We start from the raw sequence: 19,407 nt of genomic DNA, 5'->3' as shown, positions 1-19,407 counted from the left end.
ATTAAAGAAGTTTTAAGGAGAGCAGAATTGGGTCTTTTATTATCGAGTGTAATTGCAATTTTAATAACTAGATATTTGTATTTAGCATTATTAATTCCTTTTTTATTGATATATCTTTTAAGAAATTATAAATCAAATAAGACTAAATATTTAATTGTGACTTTTCTATTTGTCTTCTTTTTTATTTATTCAGGTGTTAGATATGATTTTCTAAATAGCTCTAATACAGGTTCGGGGCTTGTTTATAACAAAACAACAACTGAATTTGGCGCAAGATATTATATTAGAAATTCATTATTAAACAAGACTTTGTTATACAGTGAAGATGATTCAATTGAAGAAGGAGATATAGTAAAATATAAAGGAGAGGTTTCAGATTTTTTCGAAAACACAATGCCGCTTCTTTTTAATGAAAAAATTTATTATAATTCAATTGGTATAAATAATAAAATTAAAAAATGTGAATTAAATTATGTAAGAGATTCATTTTTTAAACCGCTCTTTAATTTAAAAAGCCAGTTTAGAAATGAATATGAAAAGTCTTTAAACGAGAATGCATATTATTTGTCGAGCGGAGCTATTCTAAGAAAAACCGAGGATAATATAATTTATGATAAGATGGAATTTGCAGGGCTTTCTCATATTTTGAGTACGTCCGGATTACACGTCGCAATAATTTATGGATTTTTATTTTTTATTATCGGGTTAATTATACCAAGTCTTAAACCTAGAGTATTTATTTCACTGCTAATTATATGGATATACGGTTTTATGCTTGTGTTTCCGCCGTCGTTATTACGGGCGCTTATAATGATTACTATTCTTGAAATCTCAAGGATATATTTTCCGAACATTTCAAACAAGAAAGCGCTTTTAATTGCGTTTGAATTGAGCTTATTTATAAATCCGTACTATATATTTAATATAAGTTTTATATTGAGTTATCTTTGTATGTTCGGCATTATTTTTATAAGACCTCATATTAGAAACAGTTTAAAAAATCGTGGAAATTATATTGTCGAATATTTTGCTTTAAATATTTCAATAATATTAGCGACTTTTCCGGTTGTAATATATTTTTTCAACAGATACAATATATTTTCAATTATATGGAATTTTATTTTTATACCGATTTTCTCGATCTATATTAATATTTCATTTCTATTTTTGTTGATTTCTAAAATTTCTATTTTAAATAATATAGTATCTGTAATTTTAAATATTATGGCAAATGGAATAGATTACATGCTTACTATTACGTCGTTTAATTTTTCGAGAATTGTTTTTCCAAGTCCAAATATATTTGCGATTATAATTTATTATTTTGCAATCTATATATATCTAAATAGAACATTTTTGGCGAATCGTCTCTATCGAGAAATAAGAAGACTTATGCCGATTCTTGTTGGGTTTACAATTATGTTTGTTGTATTTAATCGCGACTATGATTTTGTTCAGTTTTTAGACGTTGGACAAGGAGACGCTGCACTAATTCATGTAGACCACAAAAATTATTTGATTGATTCCGGCGGAGATTTATCAAGGCCCGGATTTGTCGGGAAAAATATACTTGAACCATATCTAATAAAAAATGGATTTAGAAATATAGAAGCGGGTTTTATTACGCATTTTGACTATGACCACTACGGTGGATTTACTGAAGTTTCGGATGACATAAATATAAAATTCTTAGTTTCAGACCATATGCCTACAGAGATTGAAGAAGATATTAATTTGGATGAATTTATAAAAAAAGTTATACAAATGAATAGAAAAAATATCGAAATAGGGGGAAAATATAAACTTGTTGATATGGTTTATGAAAAATCAAGTGATTTTGAGAACAATGCGTCACTTGTTTTAAAACTTGTGAAGGATGATATAAATATAGCTTTATTTTCCGGTGATATTGAAAGTGAAGCGGAGGATAAACTTCTTGAGTCCGATTTAAACTCTTTTATATTAAAAGTTTCTCATCACGGCAGCAAGACTTCTTCAACTGAAGAATTTTTAAAACGTGTGAGCCCAAAATATGCTATAATAAGTGTAGGAAGAAATAATAGATACGGTCATCCAAATGATGTAGTTCTAAAAAGAATTGAAAATATTTGCGAAGTATATAGAACGGACAAAGACGGCCTGGTGACATTTGATTTGGAGAATTATAAAATTTATTCATATTTAAATAAAAAAAATTATTTTAATTATGTATATATTTTAATTGTGCTTATCGCCTCGTTTTATATTGTAGAGAAAGTGGGGAAGAGGGATGAATTATACAAGTTTTTTGAAAAAAATTAAATCTGATGAAGCATCCGGAATTTATTGTTTTCAAGGAGAAGAGGATTACCTTGCAAAAAATACAATAAATTTTTTAAAAAAGGAACTTATAGATGAATCGGTTTTAGAATTTAACTCTTTTGAAAAAGATGCCGCAGATATGACTTATAATAATTTATATGAAGAAATTGTGAGACTTCCATTTATGGCAAAGAAAAGAGTTATAATCCTATATAATTGGACAGATTTGTCAAAAGATTTGGCTAAAAACTATGAGGAAATTGAAAAATATAAGGACTCTTATATTTTGGTGTTAATGTCCAGCCCTGAAAGTCCAAGAAAGAATTTGTCTATTGTTAAGACTTTGATGAAATATGATAGACTTGTTGACTTCGATATGGTAAATCCTGGAGCTCTTAAAAATTGGATTTTAAAAAAGCTTCAAGAAGAAAATAAGAAAATTTCTGAAGCTGCTCTTAGGAAATTTATAGAATATTTAAACTATTCTAAAGACTCTGAATTTAATTCGCTATATAAAATAGAAAATGAAATAAAAAAGCTCGCATCTATTAGCTCAGAATCCATTGATGAAAGCATAGTGGATTCGATGGTCAATAAAAGTATAAGTTCAAATATATTTAATCTAACTGATGCGATTTCTCAAAAAACCCGCAAAAAAGCAATTCAAGAATTAAATAAACTTTTGAATAACGGGGAAGAGCCTGTAAAAATTTTATATATGCTATCGAGACATATGATAAATGTTTTAAAAATTATAAATTATAAAAATCAGGGCTATAAGGATTATGACATAATGAGACTTGTCGGGATTTCTAAATTTGAATTTAATAAAATATTTTCTACATTAAAAAATTTTAGTGAAGATAAAGCGAGATATAATTTGGAGAAATGTATGGAAGCGGACTATATTTTAAAGACTAAAAAAAACGAGCCAAATGTATTATTATTTGAGCTCGTCGTCAGTCTTACCTGATTTTAATTCGGCAATTGATTTGCCGGATTTTTTTATATCTATTATATTTATTATTTGAATTGCAAACGATAGCAGCAGAAGTCCTATTGCAGCGCTAAAAAAGTTTAAGGATGGACTTTTGTGCGCAACAGCAAGCGTGATTCCGTAAATAATAAATCTCTTAATATAATTTGCGGTTGCCAAAGCTTTTGCAGTCCTTTTCGGTTTATTTATAATGTTATCCAGTTCTATTGCAGATAACTTAAAAAGCAAAATCCTGATTGTGTTTGAAAATAAAATTCCTAATATTAAACTCTTCCAATCTTTAAAAAATAAAAATGCAATAATGAAAGGTATTGCCAAAATATAACTTGCTATTATATAGCGTTTTATAAAGTTATTCATCACTTTCATCCTCGCTCTTTTTCTTTTTTTCAATCATTCTTGAAAGGCGTTTGTAGGCAATATTTAAACCGCTGAAAATCCCGATAATTAAAAGAATAAGAGTAAAAACCGAATTTGTTTTAAATAGTTTGTCAAGAAGCATCCCTATAACAAGACCTGCTGCAATACCGCTTATAATATCGATACTGACTTGGGTGATTAAGACCATATATTTAAAATTTTTCATCATTCGCCTCCTTTAGGTCATCAATTGCAATCGTATTTCTAAACTCGCGTGGAGTTATGTTCTTTATTTTAATAAAATTTCTATAAAAAGTCTTCACTGTGTTATATCCGACTTCAAAGGCAATATTTGTAATACTCTCGTCAGTCGAAAGAATTAATTTTGCCGCCTTATTAATTCTAACATAATTTAGAAATTCATTAAAGGTCTTTCCTATAAGAATTTTTAAGTTTTTGTTAATTTGAACGGGACTCGTGTTAAACATTTCTGAAATTTCATTTATAGTGATATTGGTACTGCTATTATTATAAATATAATTTACAATTTCGGAATAAATATTGTCGCTATAATTATTATTTCCTTTATAACATCTTCTAAATTCGTTTGGATTTACATTTATAATACTTTTAAAGTTTTTTATAAAATGACTTTTATCAAAATATCCCAAAAAAGAAGCTATTTCTGAAACTGTCATATCTGTGTGAATAAGAAGCTCTACAGCTTTTTTTACGCGAATTTCATTTAATAGCTCGAAAAAGGTGAGATTTGTTTCAGAGTTTATATATCTTGAAATATTGCTGTTTGACATAAAAAATATTTTTGATAGTTCATCAAGAGTAATCTTCTTGTCGGAATTGTTGTATATATAGGACAATATATTTTTTTTGTCCTTTGTATTTACTTCTTCTTTAGATTCAAAATAGAGAGCATGAGAAGCTCCGATTTCTAGAATATATGAGAAAAATAGTGAATTTATAATATTTTTTGGAATATTTTCTTGCGACCTTGTCAGCTCGAAAGCCTTTTTAAAAGTATTAATAAGAGACTCTTCATGATAACTTATAGCTTGATTTAAAACAGTTTTTGAAATTAATACTGTTCGAGACTCGTTGTCATATATATTAAAAAGATTTTTATTAAATAAGTCAAAAGAATATTTTAAAACATAAATTTTTAGAGGTTTATTAACTTCGATAATTTCGGTTATAGCCCAAGGAACAATAGAAATTAAACAATTTTTTTCTATATTAAAAATATTATTATCAATTTTAATTTTGCCATTTCCGTCTATTACATAAATAAATCTGGAACTTTGGTGAAGTATTGGTGAAGTTTTTGTGGAAATTTTCTCGTAATCTATGTCCGCTATAATAGTTGGATCGATTGGGTTTTGTTCATTTGATTGAAGACTTGCTTTATTTTCTTTTATCATTTTGGTTTTAAATACACTCCTTACGTTTCAATATGTCCTATATTTAATTATACCATTTATTAGAATAAATATAAACAGGGCTTAGGCTTTAGTTAATAAATTAAAAGGAGATTTATTATGGGTGTTAACTTAAGAGGCAGATCATTTTTGAAGCTTTTGGATTATACTCCACAAGAAATTAGATATTTACTTGATTTAAGTAAAGATTTCAAACACATGAAGAGGGCTGGAATTCCTCACAGATTCCTAGAAGGAAAGAACATGGTTCTTTTATTTGAAAAAACTTCAACAAGAACACGTTGTTCATTTGAAGTTGCAGGATATGATTTAGGAATGGGAGTTACTTATCTTGACCCGGGTTCATCACAAATGGGTAAAAAAGAATCAATCGAAGACACAGCAAGAGTACTTGGAAGACTCTATGACTGTATCGAATACAGAGGATTCTCTCAAGAATTGGTAACAACATTGTCTGATTACAGTGGAGTTCCTGTTTACAACGGATTAACAGACCTTTTCCACCCAACACAAATGTTGGCTGACCTTTTAACAATCGAAGAAAACTTCGGAACATTAAAAGGACTAAACTTCACATATATGGGAGATGCTAGAAACAACGTAGCAAACTCATTAATGATTGCATGTGCAAAGATGGGTGTAAACTTCACAGCTTGCGCACCAAGTCACTTGTTCCCGACAGAAGACCTTGTTGAAGAAGCAAAGAAAATTGCAAAAGAAAGCGGTTCAACAATCACATTAACAGAAAATGTTAAAGAAGGAACAAAGGGAGCACATGTTCTATATACAGACATTTGGGTATCAATGGGTGAACCTGATGAAGTTTGGGAAGAAAGAATTAATCTTCTTAAGAAATATCAAGTTAATAAAGAAGCATTGGCAAATTGTGATGAAAATGCTATTTTCATGCACTGTCTACCAAGTTTCCACGACCTAAAGACAACAATCGGTAAAGACATCAATGAAAAATTCGGTCTTCCTGAAATGGAAGTTACAAATGAAGTATTTGAAGGACCGAGAAGTAAGGTATTTGACGAAGCTGAAAACAGAATGCACACAATCAAAGCTGTTATATATGCAACAATGAAATAAATTTTTATGCCTCGATTTTATCGGGGCTTTTTTGTTATAAAGAATTTTTATAAATTGGTTAGATATATTCAATAAATGCTTGTATTTACAAAGCGGTTATTGTATAATATAGGCATGACAATGACTTTTTGTCGAATATTAAGAAAGGGGGCTCTAAGTGGAAAAAGGTATATATTTTACTTTGGCAGGCAAAGAGTATTTTTTGCATGATTCTGTATTCCAAGGAATGGTAATTGCTTTAATTTTATCAATTTTTGCAATAGTTATGAATTCTAAAATAAAAAAAGCTGATTACAGAAAAAAATCCACAGGAATCATAAATCTGCTGGAAATATATGTTGAAGCTTTCCAAAGTTTGGTTGACCAAACAATGGGTAAAGGTCATAGAGAATTTGTTTCGTATATGTGCACATTGATGCTCTATCTTGTTTTCGCCAATTTATGGGGATTATTAGGATTTTCAACACCTACAAGTGACTACAACGTGACAGTTTCACTAGCTATTATGACTTTTGTTCTTGTACAGGCGACTTCGATTGTATCAAATGGAATTGGCGGTTATTTAAAGGGATTCCTGGAACCATTTCCTTTATTTTTGCCAATGAACATCATTGGTGAACTCGCAAACCCTGTATCGCTTTCTTTCCGTCTATTCGGAAACATCTTAAGCGGTGTAATTATTATGGAATTAGTACACTCGGCACTTCAATCTATAAGCGTTTTCTTGGTGCCCGCAAGTGCAATTTTGCACATTTATTTTGACGTATTTTCGGGATTATTACAAGCATTTATATTTACAATGCTTACAATGGCATTTATCGGTCAAACATTCCCGGAAGAGTAAGACATTTGAAAGGAGATTTTTATGAACATTTCTAATGAAGCATTTGTATTGGGTTGCTCAGCAATCGGTATCGGAATTGCAATGACTGCAGGTATCGGACCTGCTATTGGACAAGGTTTCGCAGCAGGTAAAGCAACTGAAGCAGTTGGAAGACAACCTGAAGCTAAATCAGACATCATGCAAGTCATGCTTTTGGGGCAAGCAGTTTCAGAAACTACAGGTATTTACTCACTTGTTGTATCATTAATCATGCTATTCCTTAGACCACTATTGGCCGGTCTATAGAAAATAGAGGAGAAGTAAATGAACATTACAGTTAATGTTTTGCCTGATCTTCTCAACTTTACGGTTTCTGTTGCTACAACAATTGTTTTATATTTTATATTAAGACACTTTCTTTTTAAACCGATACAAGAACTTCTCCAAAAGAGAAAGGATTATATAGATGGAAATTTACGTGAAGCAGAAAACAATCTTGCTGAATCTAACAAAATCAAAGATGAATACCAAAAGAAATTGCTTTCATCTAAAGAAGAAGCTAGAGACATTTTAAAAGATGCACGTAAAAACTATGATAGTATTGTATCTGAAGCTAAACAAGATGCATTAAGCGAAAAAGAAAAAATTCTACAAACTGCTGAAAATGAAGCAAAATCAATGAAATCAAAAGCTTTGTCAAGCTTAAAAGATGAAATCATAGAGATTGCAATCGGTGCGGCAAAGGATTTATCCGGTGAAGAGGTTAATTCAAAGAAAGCTGCTGAATTCACAGAAAAAAGATTGAACTCTTTAAAGGATTCAAAATGGCAAGAATAGGATTAACATATGCAGAAAGTCTTTTTTTATTGTCTGAAGACAGAAAAGAGACTGAAAAAGTTTTTGAAAATTTCAAAGGTTTTATTGACGCAATGAAAGAGACTGAGGACATTAAGAAGTTCCTATACAGTCCAATCTTTTCAAAAGAAGATAAAAAAGATTTGCTTGATAAGCTTTTAAAAGACGAGTCAGTTACTTTCAAAAATTTCCTTAAAGTCGTTGTAGACAAGGGAAGAGAAAGATATTTAGATGAAACTTTTAGTGAATTTAAAAAACTTTATCTTGAAAAATCAAAGAAGGTTATTGCAAATGTGGAAACTGCATTTGAATTATCAGATGCTCAAGTTGAAAAAATTAAGCAATTTATCCTTAATAAAACCGGAAAAGAAGCAATTGTTGAACAAAAGATAAACAAGAATCTTATTATGGGGGTTAGAATTTTTGTTTTGGGACAAGAAATCGACTTATCACTAAAAGGTTCTTATGATAGATTAGAGCAAAATTTAAAAAATAGAATTGAGGTGAGTGGATAGTGAATCTTAGACCGGAAGAAATTACTTCCGTTATTAAACAAATGATTGACAAATACGACGATGATATTTCCACCTCTGAAGTTGGTACTATAATTGAAGTAGGGGACGGAATCGCAAGATTATACGGTTTGGATAACTGTATGGCGGGCGAACTGCTTGAATTTGAAAACGGAGTTTATGCGATGGCTCAAAACCTTGAAGAAGACAATGTCGGTTGTGTTCTTCTTGGAAGCGACGCAGATCTTAAAGAAGGTACTAAAGTAAGAAGAACCGGTAGAATTGTAGAAGTACCGGTTGGAGATGAATTAATCGGCCGTGTTGTGAATGCCTTAGGACAACCTATTGACGGTAAAGGTGAAATTAAAACTAAGAAATTCAGACCAATTGAACAAAAAGCACCGGGTGTAATAGAAAGAAAGAGCGTCAGCGTTCCTCTTCAAACAGGAATAAAGGCAATAGATTCAATTATTCCTATAGGCCGCGGTCAACGTGAACTTATAATCGGGGACAGACAAACCGGTAAAACTGCAATTGCCGTTGATACTATTATCAATCAAAAAGGCAAGGATGTTATTTGTATTTATGTAGCAATTGGACAAAAGATGTCCACAGTTGCCGGAATCGTAGATACTTTGAACAAATACGGAGCTATGGATTACTCGATTGTTGTTAATGCAAGTGCGAGTGAGCTTGCACCTTTGCAATATATTGCTCCATATTCAGGCGTTGCTATGGCAGAAGAATTTATGCACCAAGGCAAAGATGTTTTGATTGTATATGACGACTTATCTAAACACGCTGTTGCATACAGATCTATGTCATTGCTTTTGAGACGTCCACCGGGAAGAGAAGCATATCCTGGAGATATTTTCTATCAACATTCAAAACTTCTCGAAAGAGCTGCAAGACTTGATGATAAATATGGTGGAGGCTCAATAACCGCACTTCCAATTATTGAAACACAAGCGGGCGATATTTCAGCATACATTCCTACAAACGTTATTTCTATTACAGACGGACAAATTTTCCTTGAAACAGAATTATTCTTCTCAGGTCAACGTCCGGCTGTAAACTCAGGACTTTCTGTTTCACGTGTAGGGGGTAGCGCTCAAATTAAAGCCATGAAGAAAGTTTCGGGCGGTATTAAACTTGAACTCGCTCAATACAGAGAATTGAAGTCTTTTGCACAATTCGGTTCGGAACTTGATCAAGATACACAAAACAGACTTAACCATGGTCAAAAAATATTGGCAGTTTTAAATCAACCTCAATATTCACCAATGGACGTAAGCGATCAAATTTTGATTCTTTTTGCAGTTACAAAAGGTTATTTGGCAGATGTTCCGGTAGAAAATGTTAAAGAATTTGAAAAAGAATTTATAAATTATATTCATGATAAACATAGAGCTCTTCTAGAGAAACTCGACGAAAAGAAAGAGCTTACTGATGATATTTTAGATGAACTTGTAGAAGCGATTAACACATTTAAAAATAATTATAAATTTTAGAGGTGTATAATGGCTGAACAGATGAAAGATATAAAAAGAAGGATAAATTCAGTTTCAAGTATTAGGCAAATAACAAACGCTATGGAACTTGTCAGTACTTCTAAGATGAGGAGAGCTCGTCTTAGGCTTGAATCTACCAGGCCTTATTATACCACTGTTATTGATAATATAAGAGAATTATTAACAGTAACCAAAGGCACAAAGACACCCTTAACAGTTAAAAGGGAAGTTAAAAACCGCCTGTATGTTGTTATTACCGGCGACAGAGGTCTTGCCGGAGGTTATAATAGTAATTTACTCAGATATGCGGAAGAAAATATAGTTTCTAAAGAGGATAAGATAATAACTATAGGTGTTAAAACCTACGATTATTTTAATAAAAGAGGCTATAATATATACGATAAATTTTTTGGAGTCAGTGAGGATTTCACTTTTACGGACGCAAAGCATGTTGCAGAAATTGTTTTAGATTTATATAAAAAGAAAGAAGTTGATGAGGTTTATCTAATTTATACAATTTTCAACAGTGCACTTAGTCAAAATCCTACATCTTTAAGAATTTTACCGGCTGAATTTACCGAAAATGAAAAGCAAGAAAAACTAAAGAGTGATGGATACAACGATTTGATTGTTTTTGAACCATCGCCTCAAGTTATGCTTGATTATTTGGTTGAGGAATTTGCCGCAATATCCATATACGGAGCGTTAATCGAAAGTTCATCCAGTGAACAGGCTGCGAGAATGCAGGCTATGAAGAGCGCTACGGATAACGCAAACGAGATGATAGATGATTTGAGTCTCAGATACAATAGAGCAAGACAAGCTAATATCACTCAAGAATTAACTGAAATTGTCAGTGGTGCAGAGGCTTTAAAGTAAGGAGGGCATATGACAGAGAATATCGGGCATTTGAGTCAGGTTATCGGACCTGTTATCGACATAAAGTTCGCAGATAAGATGCCAAATCTTTTAAATGCTATAAAGATAAAAAATAATGATGAAACCATAATTGCTGAAGTCACACAACACATTGGAGATGATGTAGCAAGGTGTATTGCGATGAGCTCTACAGATGGTTTAATTAGAGGAATGGAAGCTATTGATACAGGAGCTCCTATAACTGTTCCTGTTGGAGATAAAACTCTTGGAAGACTTTTTAATGTTCTAGGAGAAACTATAGACAATGAAGCTCCAATAAAAAAGACACCTACGCTTCCTATTCATAGAGAGCCGCCGGCATTTGAGGACCAAATACCTGCTAAAGAAATTTTTGAGACGGGTATCAAGGTTATAGACCTTATCGCTCCATATTCAAAGGGTGGTAAGATCGGTTTGTTCGGTGGTGCAGGTGTTGGTAAAACAGTTCTTATTCAAGAGCTTATAAATAATATTGCAACTGAACACGGCGGATTGTCAGTTTTCGCAGGTGTCGGTGAAAGAACAAGAGAAGGTAACGACCTTTATTATGAAATGAAGGAATCGGGAGTTATCGATAAAACAGCTTTGATTTTCGGTCAAATGAACGAACCACCGGGAGCTCGTATGAGAGTTGCTCTTTCGGGTCTTACAATGGCTGAATATTTTAGAGATGAAAAGAAACAAGACGTTCTATTGTTTATCGATAATATCTTCAGATTTACTCAAGCTGGTTCTGAAGTATCAGCTCTACTTGGACGTATTCCTTCAGCTGTTGGTTATCAACCTACGCTTGCGACCGAAATGGGACAATTACAAGAAAGAATCACATCCACTAAACAAGGTTCTATTACATCTGTACAAGCTGTTTACGTTCCTGCGGACGACTTGACGGACCCGGCTCCGGCAACGACATTCGCTCACCTTGACGCTACAACAGTTTTGTCAAGATCGATTTCGGAACTTGGAATCTATCCTGCAGTTGACCCGCTTGATTCAACCTCAAGAATTCTTGACCCAAATGTTGTAGGTGAAAGACACTACAATGTTGCAAGAAGAGTTCAAGAAATACTACAAAGATATAAAGAATTACAAGATATTATTGCTATCTTGGGTATGGATGAACTTTCCGATGAAGATAAGATTACAGTTGCAAGAGCTCGTAGAATTCAAAGATTCTTATCTCAACCGTTCAGTGTTGCAGAACAATTTACAGGCATAGATGGTAAATATGTTCCGCTTCAAGAAACAATTAAGGGATTTGAAGAAATCTTGGACGGTAAACACGATGATTTACCTGAAAGTGCATTTTTATTTGTTGGTACTATAGAAGAAGCCGTAGAAAAAGCTGAAAGTATGAAAGGTTAGAGTATAGCTATGCAATTTTATTTAAAGATTGTATCCCCTGACAGATTATTTTACGATGGCTATGTTGACAGTATTGTTGTAAAGGGAACAGAGGGAGACTTTGCAGTCTTGCCGAATATGGCTCCGTTTGTAACAAAGGTCGCTATCGGAAAATTAAAAATAACAGTGGACAAGAAAGATAAATATGCAGCTATAAGCGGTGGTTATATAGACATTAGAAACAATAAAGTCACTATGGTGGCAAATGCTTGCGAGTGGCCTGAAGAAATTGATTCTGAAAGGGCTGAAAAAGCAAAAGCAAGAGCACTAAAGAGAATTGAAAATAAAGAAGGCGATATTCTTAGAGCTGAAATTGCTCTAAAGAGAGCAATAAATCGTCTTAGCATTTCAAAATAGACTCGAAAAATCGAGTCTATTTTTGTAAAATACAAATTAAATATAAAATTATTATTAGAAGTTTTTTGCAAAAAATCATATAGAAAATATTAAAAACTATATAATATAATTCAAATCAAGCCAATTTAGCCATCATTATTTCATTTTTATTAATATTAATACGAAAAAGAAATAATATAATTAAATATTCTTAATAAACGCCGAACCACGCAACATTCAATGCTTACAGAAATTATTAATTCTTTTTAACATTCTTACGGTCGTTTTATCCATATTTTTCGTTTTAGATTTGGTATAATAATACTAGTCGATAAATTGGAGGGCATTATGAACATCGGAGAATATGGACTACAAATTAATAATATCATGCATAACAAACCTATTCTTAAAGAGTCCGGACGGAAAGTAGAAGCCTGTATTGATTTATTTGATGTGGGGTCATCTGTCACTTGTTGCACTGTTGAATACAATATATATAGACATTTTATTAAGGATTTTACAAAAGTTTTAAGAAACTATGGAATTGGCGAAATGAGTGCTACAAATATTTCTCATTATTTACATGAAGACATTAATCGATTTGATTTCTTGATAAATTTTTATGGATTCAAAAAAGGCTCGTTTGATGTTGATGCTATAAATGACCTTGAACAAATTGCACTAGATGAGCAAAAATTATGCGATTTACATTATAAAAAGTATTTGTACGAATTTGAAGGCGAAGATTCTAAGGTTAGAGAGTTAAAAAAACATTTATTTAATAAAGTCATGGACAATGATTTTATTTCAAGGGATAAGAAACAAATGTTAGATGATTTCTTAAGAAAAACATTAAAACCTTCGATTATGGATATTAATAATAAGTTGGCGACACAATTTGTTATTATAGACGGTAAAATTATTCCTGAAGAAGATTATTTAACAAACAATCAATTGTTTAATATTTATCTTGATGTAAAAAAATTATTTGAAAAATATATTGACAATCAATACTTTGATTCGTATTTTAAAGCCGTCAACAAGATGGTTTTAAATAGATACAAATAATTTAGGAGGTTCTAGAGATGAATAAAAAAACTTTAGACAAAAAAGTAAAAGCATTCACACTTTTGGAAGTTTTAATTGTACTTGTAGTAATTTCCATTTTGCTGCTTGTCGGACTTCCGAGCTTGACAAAGTTCACAAACTCAGCAAAAAAAAGAGCGGACGATCTTAACATGATGACTATTAAAGAAGCTACGGCTTTATATCTTGTAGAAGATGCGGACGCTCAAGCGAAGACCGGAAGTTTTACCGTAAACACGAGTGAACTTATAACAAAAGGATATCTCGATGTTAAACAATTAAGTAAGGTTTCGGAAGGCGATAAAGCAGATGCGTTAAAAAGTCCGCTTACAAACAAGGCTTATACTGTAACTGTCAATGTACCTACAGGAAGTGGAGATGCTAAGCCATTTATTGAAGTATCGAACGGAGAAACTTCAAAAGATACCGGTACTACAGGAAGTGGTACACAAGGTAAATAGTGAATAATATGTATTTGTTTTCAAGAATTATAATAGCTGTTTTGCTATTAATTGCATCTCTTGAAGATTTTAAAAACAGTTCTATAAAATTGAAATTACTTGTCGGAATTGTATTTTGGCAAGTCGTTTCTTTTTTTATAAATTTTATTAACGGTTACAAATATTTACTATTGGAAAGAGTAATTTTAGCTTTAGTTGTTCTTCTAATTTATTTTTTGTTTATTAGAAAAAGAAATTTATTAGGAGAAGCCGATGTTATATTTGTTTCTATGCAGCTTATATCTTTAAGAGCGAACGACTTTTTGATATTTTGGTTTTCTCATTTAATTTTGGCATTTATATTCAGCCTATTATTTTATAAAAAATTTCAGGGAAGAACGCCGATGTATCCTATATATTTTTTGTCTGAGTCAATATTGATTCTAGGGAGATTGTTATGAATAAAGAAGAAATAATTTTATTGACCAATAATTTTATATCTTATTATGAAGATGGACTGAAAATCTATAATCCACCATTTTCTTTTGTTGACCAAAAAGGGGAGTTTATATATGATAAACTCAGCATTTTAATAAATAAAGTGGTAAAAAAACTAAATAAGAAAAAGGTGTTTTTATATTACATAGACCCTGATATGAAGGTGTTATTTCCGACCAGTTATGACGAAGTAAAAGAAATTTCTGCCATAGCCAATAAGACTGATTTGGATAATTATTTATACAAAAAAGTGGATACTGAAGAATATGAGGGTAGAATTTTAAGCCAAAATGATTACAAAGCTATAGTCTGCCGCAGCAAGAGAAATAATAGTATATTGTCTAAAGTTTCAAAAGAGATGCCGGCAGATGTTTTATTATGCGACCTTTTAGAGGTTTGTGCCTCTGCCGTACAAAAAAACAATACTACAGACGCATATTTATTTTTTGGAGATCAAGTTTATTTTTATTATCTTTTTAGAGCTGGCGAGTTTTCAAATTTTTCATATAAGAACAGATTGACAAATATTAAAGACGATTCATTTGAAGATGAAAATAATACTTCTGTTGAGATGGGGGATTTGGGCACGCTTCTTTCAGTTGTTGGGCATATAAAGTCTGAACTGAAATCCACTGAAAATGCAAATTTTAATTTTATGGCATTTGAAAAAAGAGCGGATAATATTGAAGAATATTTAAATACATTGGCTTTCAAGAAAGTTAATATTTCAAATGATATTTTTGAATTTATTTCAAATGAATCTTCGAAAAATCCATTGATATTATTTAATGAGGAAAAAGAAAAAACAAGCAAAAAAACAAACTATGGTATGATTTTGTATTACATTATTCCTTTTACGATTCTTATTTTTACTGCTTTTAAAGCTATAAAAGTGGAAGAAAGATATAATGCTGTTAAAAATGAATATACAACACTTTCAAATGAATATGAAGAAGTTCTTTCAAATTACAATTCTATAAATGAAGAAAATGAAAAGATTAAAAAGTTTAATGATTCATATAACGATGTTAAAGAGCAATATAGTTTTGCGGATGCAGATAATATCAAGTCAATTTTGAATGAAATTTCAGAAAAATATTATATAAATGATGTAAGTGTTGATGGTGAAATTATTTATATTACTATCATAGCGGATGACGGACTCAAAATAGATAATTTTGAAGTCGTTAGAAAAACACCATATAAAGATGGTTTTCTTTATAAGATGAGGTCAAAAAATGATTAATTTTAATGAAGATTTAAGTTTTAAACAGATATTAAAAATCATTATTCCGATAATTGCCTTGATTGCTTCTCTTGTTATTTATACATTGTTCATCAAACCGAATTTAAATCAAATAGGAATTATGGAAGATAGCGTAAAAGAAAAAAATGAGGAAATAGAAGAGCTGAAGGAAAACGCAGATGATAGTGTGGAATTGGAATACGACACGGCGGAAGAAATTGCGTCATATGATGAATTTATTGACTATTTTACAGGAGAGTTGATTAATAAAAAGTTTAAGTACGGAAATATTGCACCGAAACAACTTGATAATGATGAATTGATATATCCATATGCTGTCGATACAAAGTTGGTTTTAGATGACATTAAAGATTTAGATAGTGTACTTGATAATGCGTCTCACAATTTAACAAGTTTTTACGTATTAAAAACAGATGATAGTTGGGAAGCAAATTTTAAAAATATATTTTTAATGGACAAATACTATGGGCTTAGAAATATTGTTATTGATAATGTGGGAATAGAGTCTCATGAAGAAATTGTAGAAGATAGCGACAACAAAGAAGACGATGATGATAAAGATGAAAAAAATGACGACGAGAAAGAAGAAAATAAAAGCACAGTCTCATCTTCCTCAAGCGGCGCAATAAGAATCAAAGAAAATAAAGAAATCTATACGGAATTTGAGTTTGTAGATTTTAAAAAGGAAGACTTTTTATTTTCGCCTATAACAGAAGGAGTAACATATGACTTTTTAAAAAGAGACGATAGCTCTTTTGAGTCTATAATTTTGAACGCATACAATTCATCTGAAGAGGATGGGGAATTGGAAATGGCATTTGATTATTTTGATAGAATTGTTTGGGTTACCGATTCAATAGTTTCATTTGATTTTGATTCTCTTGCCGGCAGTTTTCCGGATTTAAAGCTTGAGGTTTTGGATTCGCACTCAAATATTATAAATTTGGAGCCGGATTTTAAAGATGGGAAAGTTTTTTATAAATTAAACAATTTGGAATTCCCGGTATTTATTAAAGGCTTTAATTTGGAAATAGGAGCTGAATCAAGGAAGCATTTTTCAGTCTCAAATGGGATTATAGCGATAAAAGATGAAGTTTTAAGTAAAAAGCCATGGCTCAATCAGATTTATTCGGTTGCAACTTTAGATGCAAGGACAGTGGATTCTTTGATGAAAATTTACAACAATAAAAACAAAGAGGAATTTATAAAGCTGAATAATATAAATACAGACTCTAATATATATAACCCATCATATTTTATGAAAACGGAATATCCTTATGAGATTTTCAAAAAAGATTAGAGCATTTTCGCTGTTGGAAGTTTTAATATTTCTTTTTATTATTTCAATACTTGTGGGAGTAATCGCTTTTGGATACAATTCTTATAAAAATTACCGTGAAAAAGCGGCAGTTCGAAATGTTGTAAGTAAATTAAATTTTGCAAGGAAGACTGCAATATCTGAATTCACAACTGTCAGGGTTTATATTTCAAAAGACAAGACAGAAATTTTCATGACATATAACACTGACAAAGGGCAAATTAAAAAGAAAATAGCAAGTCTTCCATATCCTATGATTGCAAAAAGCAGCACCGGTATTCGTTTTACAAGAACCGGAGCAACTTCGCAGGCGGGCACAATCTATTTATTTGGAATGAACAAAAATAAGTATACTATTACTGTTGAGCCGGTAACGGGAAAGGTTAATTTGTTATAAAAGATGAAAAGCAATGTTAAAATTAGAGGGTTTGCACTTGTTGAAATTATAATTACTATAGCTGTAATATCCATATTTATAGCATATTTTGGCGTTTATTCTAATTTTTATAATAACAATATTAGAGAAACAAAACATAGAAGTAAGGTTACAGAAGTTGCTAGAGAAGTAATTGAAAAATCATCCTCAAATGGACAACTTGTTGATTTGGAGCAAATAAATAATAAGCACAATATTCAAGTAAATGTTGATAAATTAGAAGAAAAAAACAGATATATAAAATATGAACTTACTTTAAAAGACGATGAAGGAAAAGAGTATAAGTATGTATTTTCAATTGACAAAAGGAAAAGAGCGAAAAATAAAAGCGTTTAGTATCTTGGAAATTATTATTGTTTTAACAATAATTTCAATATTAATATTTGCTTTTTATTCATCAAGCAATAATCTATTTGTCAACTTGTTTAAGATAAATGAAATTGAATCAAAAAATGTGAGGCTTTCATCAGTAGGAATGTATATAAGAAATTATGCGGAAAAAGCAGATTTGATTTTTAAAAATAAAAATCTCGGCAACGTAATTATGTTTTGCAATAAACAAAGTAATGGAAAGTATGATTACTTCTTTTTCAGGTTTAAGAGTAATTCTGTTTATTATAATGCCGGAACCGATTATGGATTCAGTCCGGATAAGTTGAGCAAGAGATTTTTAAAAAACATTAGCAACAATAGAAACAGAATAGATTCAGATATTTCCGAATTTGAACTTACAATTGAAGATGACACTCTGAAAATTTATTTGAAAAATGATACAGATGAATTTGTGGATTATTTGAGGATTTTCAACTATGAAGAATATTAGAGGATTTATTTTATATGGAGTTATTTTATTTTTACTAATAATATCAACTCTTGTAGTATATTTGATAGAAGACACAAGTTTAAACAGACAAATTACAGAGAACTACGATAAAGAATATCAAAGATATCTCGACTGTTATTCGCTTCTTTTAGAAAATCTCAATGACAAAGAAAATGCAGCTGAGTTAATTTATAATAGAAAATACAGCAATGATAGTTCATATATTTTTGCAAAAGACAATATAAAATTCAGTGTTTCAAAAACTTCGGATAATCGGTTATTTTTAAATATGATTGATGGAGATAAATTTATTTATGCAGCGGAAATAGATATGATACCCGGATTTTTTTATTCCCCGAGACCATATTTACTTATAAACGAATTTGAAGAATTTAATATTCCGGATGAATTTAAAGAGGTGCTTTTAAGCGGTGAAAATCTGAATTTTATAAACGACAATTTTTTATCTATTTATGAATTTCAGAATAAAAACATTCGCATTTCATATGATAATGAATGGATATATATATTCGACGAAGAAACAAATGAGCAAATTAATAAAATTGCAAATACGGAATTGTTATATCTTCATTTCAATGGCTGCAAGATAAAAATTGAGCCAAACATTAATCATAGCGTTTCTATAAAGCCGCTCATTGTCTCCGATGGAGATATAGAAATTGGAGATGGAGTTGTTCTAAGCGGTTCGTTAATAACGACCGGCGATATAGTGAACAACGGTTTTAATTCTAACGGTAAAATAATTGCAAACTCAATTACAAATTTGGATAGAATTGAGCGAAACGATGTAAGAAATATTAAGGTAAGAATGCTTGAAAATATTAAAAGCCTTTCTTCTCTTGATATTAAATCATTTCACTAAAAAATTTATTGAAATATTGAAAATTTTTAAATTTTAGTGTATAATATATCTAGAATTGACTGTTTGATAGGTGGTTGACATTTATTGAACATT

22 protein-coding genes are annotated in these 19,407 nt (G+C 30.9%); 19 read left to right on the top strand and 3 right to left on the bottom strand.

All coding sequences use genetic code 11. The features are described from left to right. The first annotated feature begins 27 nt into the window (after positions 1-27). On the top strand, positions 28-2,301 hold the full coding sequence (locus SPI61_RS01730) for a DNA internalization-related competence protein ComEC/Rec2 (RefSeq protein ID WP_321136423.1): 2,274 nt from the start codon (positions 28-30) through the stop codon (positions 2,299-2,301). Continuing rightward, on the top strand, positions 2,288-3,274 hold the full coding sequence (holA, locus tag SPI61_RS01725; RefSeq protein WP_321136422.1) for a DNA polymerase III subunit delta: 987 nt from the start codon (positions 2,288-2,290) through the stop codon (positions 3,272-3,274). The genes SPI61_RS01730 and holA overlap by 14 nt, the downstream gene beginning before the upstream one ends. Here the strand turns inward: holA and SPI61_RS01720 are convergent. From SPI61_RS01720 to SPI61_RS01710, 3 genes are read right to left on the bottom strand one after another with little or no spacing between them, the layout of a single operon-like run. Further along, complete coding sequence (locus SPI61_RS01720; protein WP_321136421.1) at positions 3,245-3,658, bottom strand: ATP synthase subunit I; 414 nt, start codon at positions 3,656-3,658, stop codon at positions 3,245-3,247. The genes holA and SPI61_RS01720 overlap by 30 nt on opposite strands. After that, positions 3,651-3,884: an AtpZ/AtpI family protein gene (locus SPI61_RS01715; RefSeq protein WP_321136420.1), complete on the bottom strand. Its 234-nt coding sequence runs from the start codon at positions 3,882-3,884 to the stop codon at positions 3,651-3,653. Before SPI61_RS01715 ends, SPI61_RS01720 begins: the two co-directional genes overlap by 8 nt. Then, positions 3,871-5,094, bottom strand: a complete 1,224-nt coding sequence (locus SPI61_RS01710; RefSeq protein WP_321136419.1) for a helix-turn-helix transcriptional regulator — start codon at positions 5,092-5,094, stop codon at positions 3,871-3,873. The genes SPI61_RS01715 and SPI61_RS01710 overlap by 14 nt, the downstream gene beginning before the upstream one ends. A gap of 117 nt (positions 5,095-5,211) precedes the next feature. On the opposite strand from SPI61_RS01710, the gene argF reads away from it, so the two are divergent. The 17 genes from argF to SPI61_RS01625 all read left to right on the top strand — a co-directional run bounded on the left by argF (position 5,212) and on the right by SPI61_RS01625 (position 19,314). Continuing rightward, on the top strand, positions 5,212-6,204 hold the full coding sequence (argF, locus tag SPI61_RS01705; RefSeq protein ID WP_321136418.1) for an ornithine carbamoyltransferase: 993 nt from the start codon (positions 5,212-5,214) through the stop codon (positions 6,202-6,204). A 157-nt stretch (positions 6,205-6,361) separates the two neighbouring features. After that, the gene (gene atpB / locus SPI61_RS01700) at positions 6,362-7,048 is read left to right on the top strand and encodes a F0F1 ATP synthase subunit A (protein ID WP_321136417.1); all 687 of its coding nucleotides are present in this window, start codon (positions 6,362-6,364) and stop codon (positions 7,046-7,048) included. A gap of 21 nt (positions 7,049-7,069) precedes the next feature. Next, on the top strand, positions 7,070-7,333 hold the full coding sequence (atpE, locus tag SPI61_RS01695) for an ATP synthase F0 subunit C (protein ID WP_034546919.1): 264 nt from the start codon (positions 7,070-7,072) through the stop codon (positions 7,331-7,333). Positions 7,334-7,351: 18 nt separating this feature from the next. Then, positions 7,352-7,864 carry a F0F1 ATP synthase subunit B gene (atpF, locus tag SPI61_RS01690; protein WP_321136416.1) on the top strand — a complete coding sequence of 171 codons (513 nt, stop codon included), beginning with the start codon at positions 7,352-7,354 and terminating at the stop codon, positions 7,862-7,864. Further along, positions 7,852-8,397: an ATP synthase F1 subunit delta gene (gene atpH / locus SPI61_RS01685; RefSeq protein WP_321136415.1), complete on the top strand. Its 546-nt coding sequence runs from the start codon at positions 7,852-7,854 to the stop codon at positions 8,395-8,397. Before atpF ends, atpH begins: the two co-directional genes overlap by 13 nt. Next, a complete protein-coding gene (gene atpA, locus SPI61_RS01680; RefSeq protein ID WP_321136414.1) occupies positions 8,397-9,905 on the top strand; it encodes a F0F1 ATP synthase subunit alpha in 1,509 nt (502 codons plus the stop codon). The genes atpH and atpA overlap by 1 nt, the downstream gene beginning before the upstream one ends. A 9-nt stretch (positions 9,906-9,914) precedes the next feature. Then, a complete protein-coding gene (atpG, locus tag SPI61_RS01675) occupies positions 9,915-10,784 on the top strand; it encodes an ATP synthase F1 subunit gamma (RefSeq protein ID WP_321136413.1) in 870 nt (289 codons plus the stop codon). Positions 10,785-10,793: 9 nt separating this feature from the next. Beyond that, positions 10,794-12,188 carry a F0F1 ATP synthase subunit beta gene (gene atpD / locus SPI61_RS01670; RefSeq protein WP_321136412.1) on the top strand — a complete coding sequence of 465 codons (1,395 nt, stop codon included), beginning with the start codon at positions 10,794-10,796 and terminating at the stop codon, positions 12,186-12,188. A gap of 9 nt (positions 12,189-12,197) precedes the next feature. Further along, positions 12,198-12,584, top strand: a complete 387-nt coding sequence (gene atpC, locus SPI61_RS01665) for an ATP synthase F1 subunit epsilon (RefSeq protein ID WP_321136411.1) — start codon at positions 12,198-12,200, stop codon at positions 12,582-12,584. A 327-nt stretch (positions 12,585-12,911) separates the two neighbouring features. Continuing rightward, positions 12,912-13,631: a hypothetical protein gene (locus SPI61_RS01660; protein WP_321136410.1), complete on the top strand. Its 720-nt coding sequence runs from the start codon at positions 12,912-12,914 to the stop codon at positions 13,629-13,631. 17 nt (positions 13,632-13,648) lie between these two features. Next, the gene (locus SPI61_RS01655) at positions 13,649-14,110 is read left to right on the top strand and encodes a prepilin-type N-terminal cleavage/methylation domain-containing protein (RefSeq protein WP_321136409.1); all 462 of its coding nucleotides are present in this window, start codon (positions 13,649-13,651) and stop codon (positions 14,108-14,110) included. A gap of 436 nt (positions 14,111-14,546) precedes the next feature. Then, positions 14,547-15,833 (top strand): hypothetical protein, encoded by a 1,287-nt coding sequence (locus SPI61_RS01650; RefSeq protein WP_321136408.1) that lies wholly within the window; start codon positions 14,547-14,549, stop codon positions 15,831-15,833. Then, positions 15,826-17,154 carry a hypothetical protein gene (locus SPI61_RS01645; protein WP_321136407.1) on the top strand — a complete coding sequence of 443 codons (1,329 nt, stop codon included), beginning with the start codon at positions 15,826-15,828 and terminating at the stop codon, positions 17,152-17,154. Before SPI61_RS01650 ends, SPI61_RS01645 begins: the two co-directional genes overlap by 8 nt. Next, the gene (locus SPI61_RS01640; protein ID WP_321136406.1) at positions 17,132-17,569 is read left to right on the top strand and encodes a GspH/FimT family pseudopilin; all 438 of its coding nucleotides are present in this window, start codon (positions 17,132-17,134) and stop codon (positions 17,567-17,569) included. Before SPI61_RS01645 ends, SPI61_RS01640 begins: the two co-directional genes overlap by 23 nt. Before the next feature lie 3 nt (positions 17,570-17,572). After that, entirely contained in the window at positions 17,573-17,944 is a 372-nt protein-coding gene (locus tag SPI61_RS01635) for a prepilin-type N-terminal cleavage/methylation domain-containing protein (RefSeq protein WP_321136405.1), read from the top strand. Between the two features lie 4 nt (positions 17,945-17,948). Beyond that, positions 17,949-18,431: a hypothetical protein gene (locus SPI61_RS01630; protein WP_321136404.1), complete on the top strand. Its 483-nt coding sequence runs from the start codon at positions 17,949-17,951 to the stop codon at positions 18,429-18,431. Further along, entirely contained in the window at positions 18,418-19,314 is an 897-nt protein-coding gene (locus tag SPI61_RS01625; protein ID WP_321136403.1) for a hypothetical protein, read from the top strand. The genes SPI61_RS01630 and SPI61_RS01625 overlap by 14 nt, the downstream gene beginning before the upstream one ends. Positions 19,315-19,407 lie beyond the last annotated feature (93 nt).

Source organism: Ezakiella sp. (assembly GCF_034180565.1).
Taxonomy (GTDB): Bacteria; Bacillota; Clostridia; order Tissierellales; family Peptoniphilaceae; genus Ezakiella.
This window is presented reverse-complemented; position numbering and strand designations above follow the sequence as displayed.

Coding starts and splice junctions, on each gene's coding strand:
- SPI61_RS01710 (WP_321136419.1), bottom strand. CDS start 5,094: ATGATAAAAGAAAATAAAGCAAGTCTTCAATCAAATGAACAAAACCCA.
- atpD (WP_321136412.1), top strand. CDS start 10,794: ATGACAGAGAATATCGGGCATTTGAGTCAGGTTATCGGACCTGTTATC.
- SPI61_RS01650 (WP_321136408.1), top strand. CDS start 14,547: ATGAATAAAGAAGAAATAATTTTATTGACCAATAATTTTATATCTTAT.
- SPI61_RS01640 (WP_321136406.1), top strand. CDS start 17,132: ATGAGATTTTCAAAAAAGATTAGAGCATTTTCGCTGTTGGAAGTTTTA.
- argF (WP_321136418.1), top strand. CDS start 5,212: ATGGGTGTTAACTTAAGAGGCAGATCATTTTTGAAGCTTTTGGATTAT.
- SPI61_RS01645 (WP_321136407.1), top strand. CDS start 15,826: ATGATTAATTTTAATGAAGATTTAAGTTTTAAACAGATATTAAAAATC.
- SPI61_RS01715 (WP_321136420.1), bottom strand. CDS start 3,884: ATGAAAAATTTTAAATATATGGTCTTAATCACCCAAGTCAGTATCGAT.
- SPI61_RS01660 (WP_321136410.1), top strand. CDS start 12,912: ATGAACATCGGAGAATATGGACTACAAATTAATAATATCATGCATAAC.
- atpG (WP_321136413.1), top strand. CDS start 9,915: ATGGCTGAACAGATGAAAGATATAAAAAGAAGGATAAATTCAGTTTCA.
- atpH (WP_321136415.1), top strand. CDS start 7,852: ATGGCAAGAATAGGATTAACATATGCAGAAAGTCTTTTTTTATTGTCT.
- atpE (WP_034546919.1), top strand. CDS start 7,070: ATGAACATTTCTAATGAAGCATTTGTATTGGGTTGCTCAGCAATCGGT.
- SPI61_RS01655 (WP_321136409.1), top strand. CDS start 13,649: ATGAATAAAAAAACTTTAGACAAAAAAGTAAAAGCATTCACACTTTTG.
- atpC (WP_321136411.1), top strand. CDS start 12,198: ATGCAATTTTATTTAAAGATTGTATCCCCTGACAGATTATTTTACGAT.
- SPI61_RS01625 (WP_321136403.1), top strand. CDS start 18,418: ATGAAGAATATTAGAGGATTTATTTTATATGGAGTTATTTTATTTTTA.
- SPI61_RS01720 (WP_321136421.1), bottom strand. CDS start 3,658: ATGAATAACTTTATAAAACGCTATATAATAGCAAGTTATATTTTGGCA.
- SPI61_RS01635 (WP_321136405.1), top strand. CDS start 17,573: ATGAAAAGCAATGTTAAAATTAGAGGGTTTGCACTTGTTGAAATTATA.
- atpF (WP_321136416.1), top strand. CDS start 7,352: ATGAACATTACAGTTAATGTTTTGCCTGATCTTCTCAACTTTACGGTT.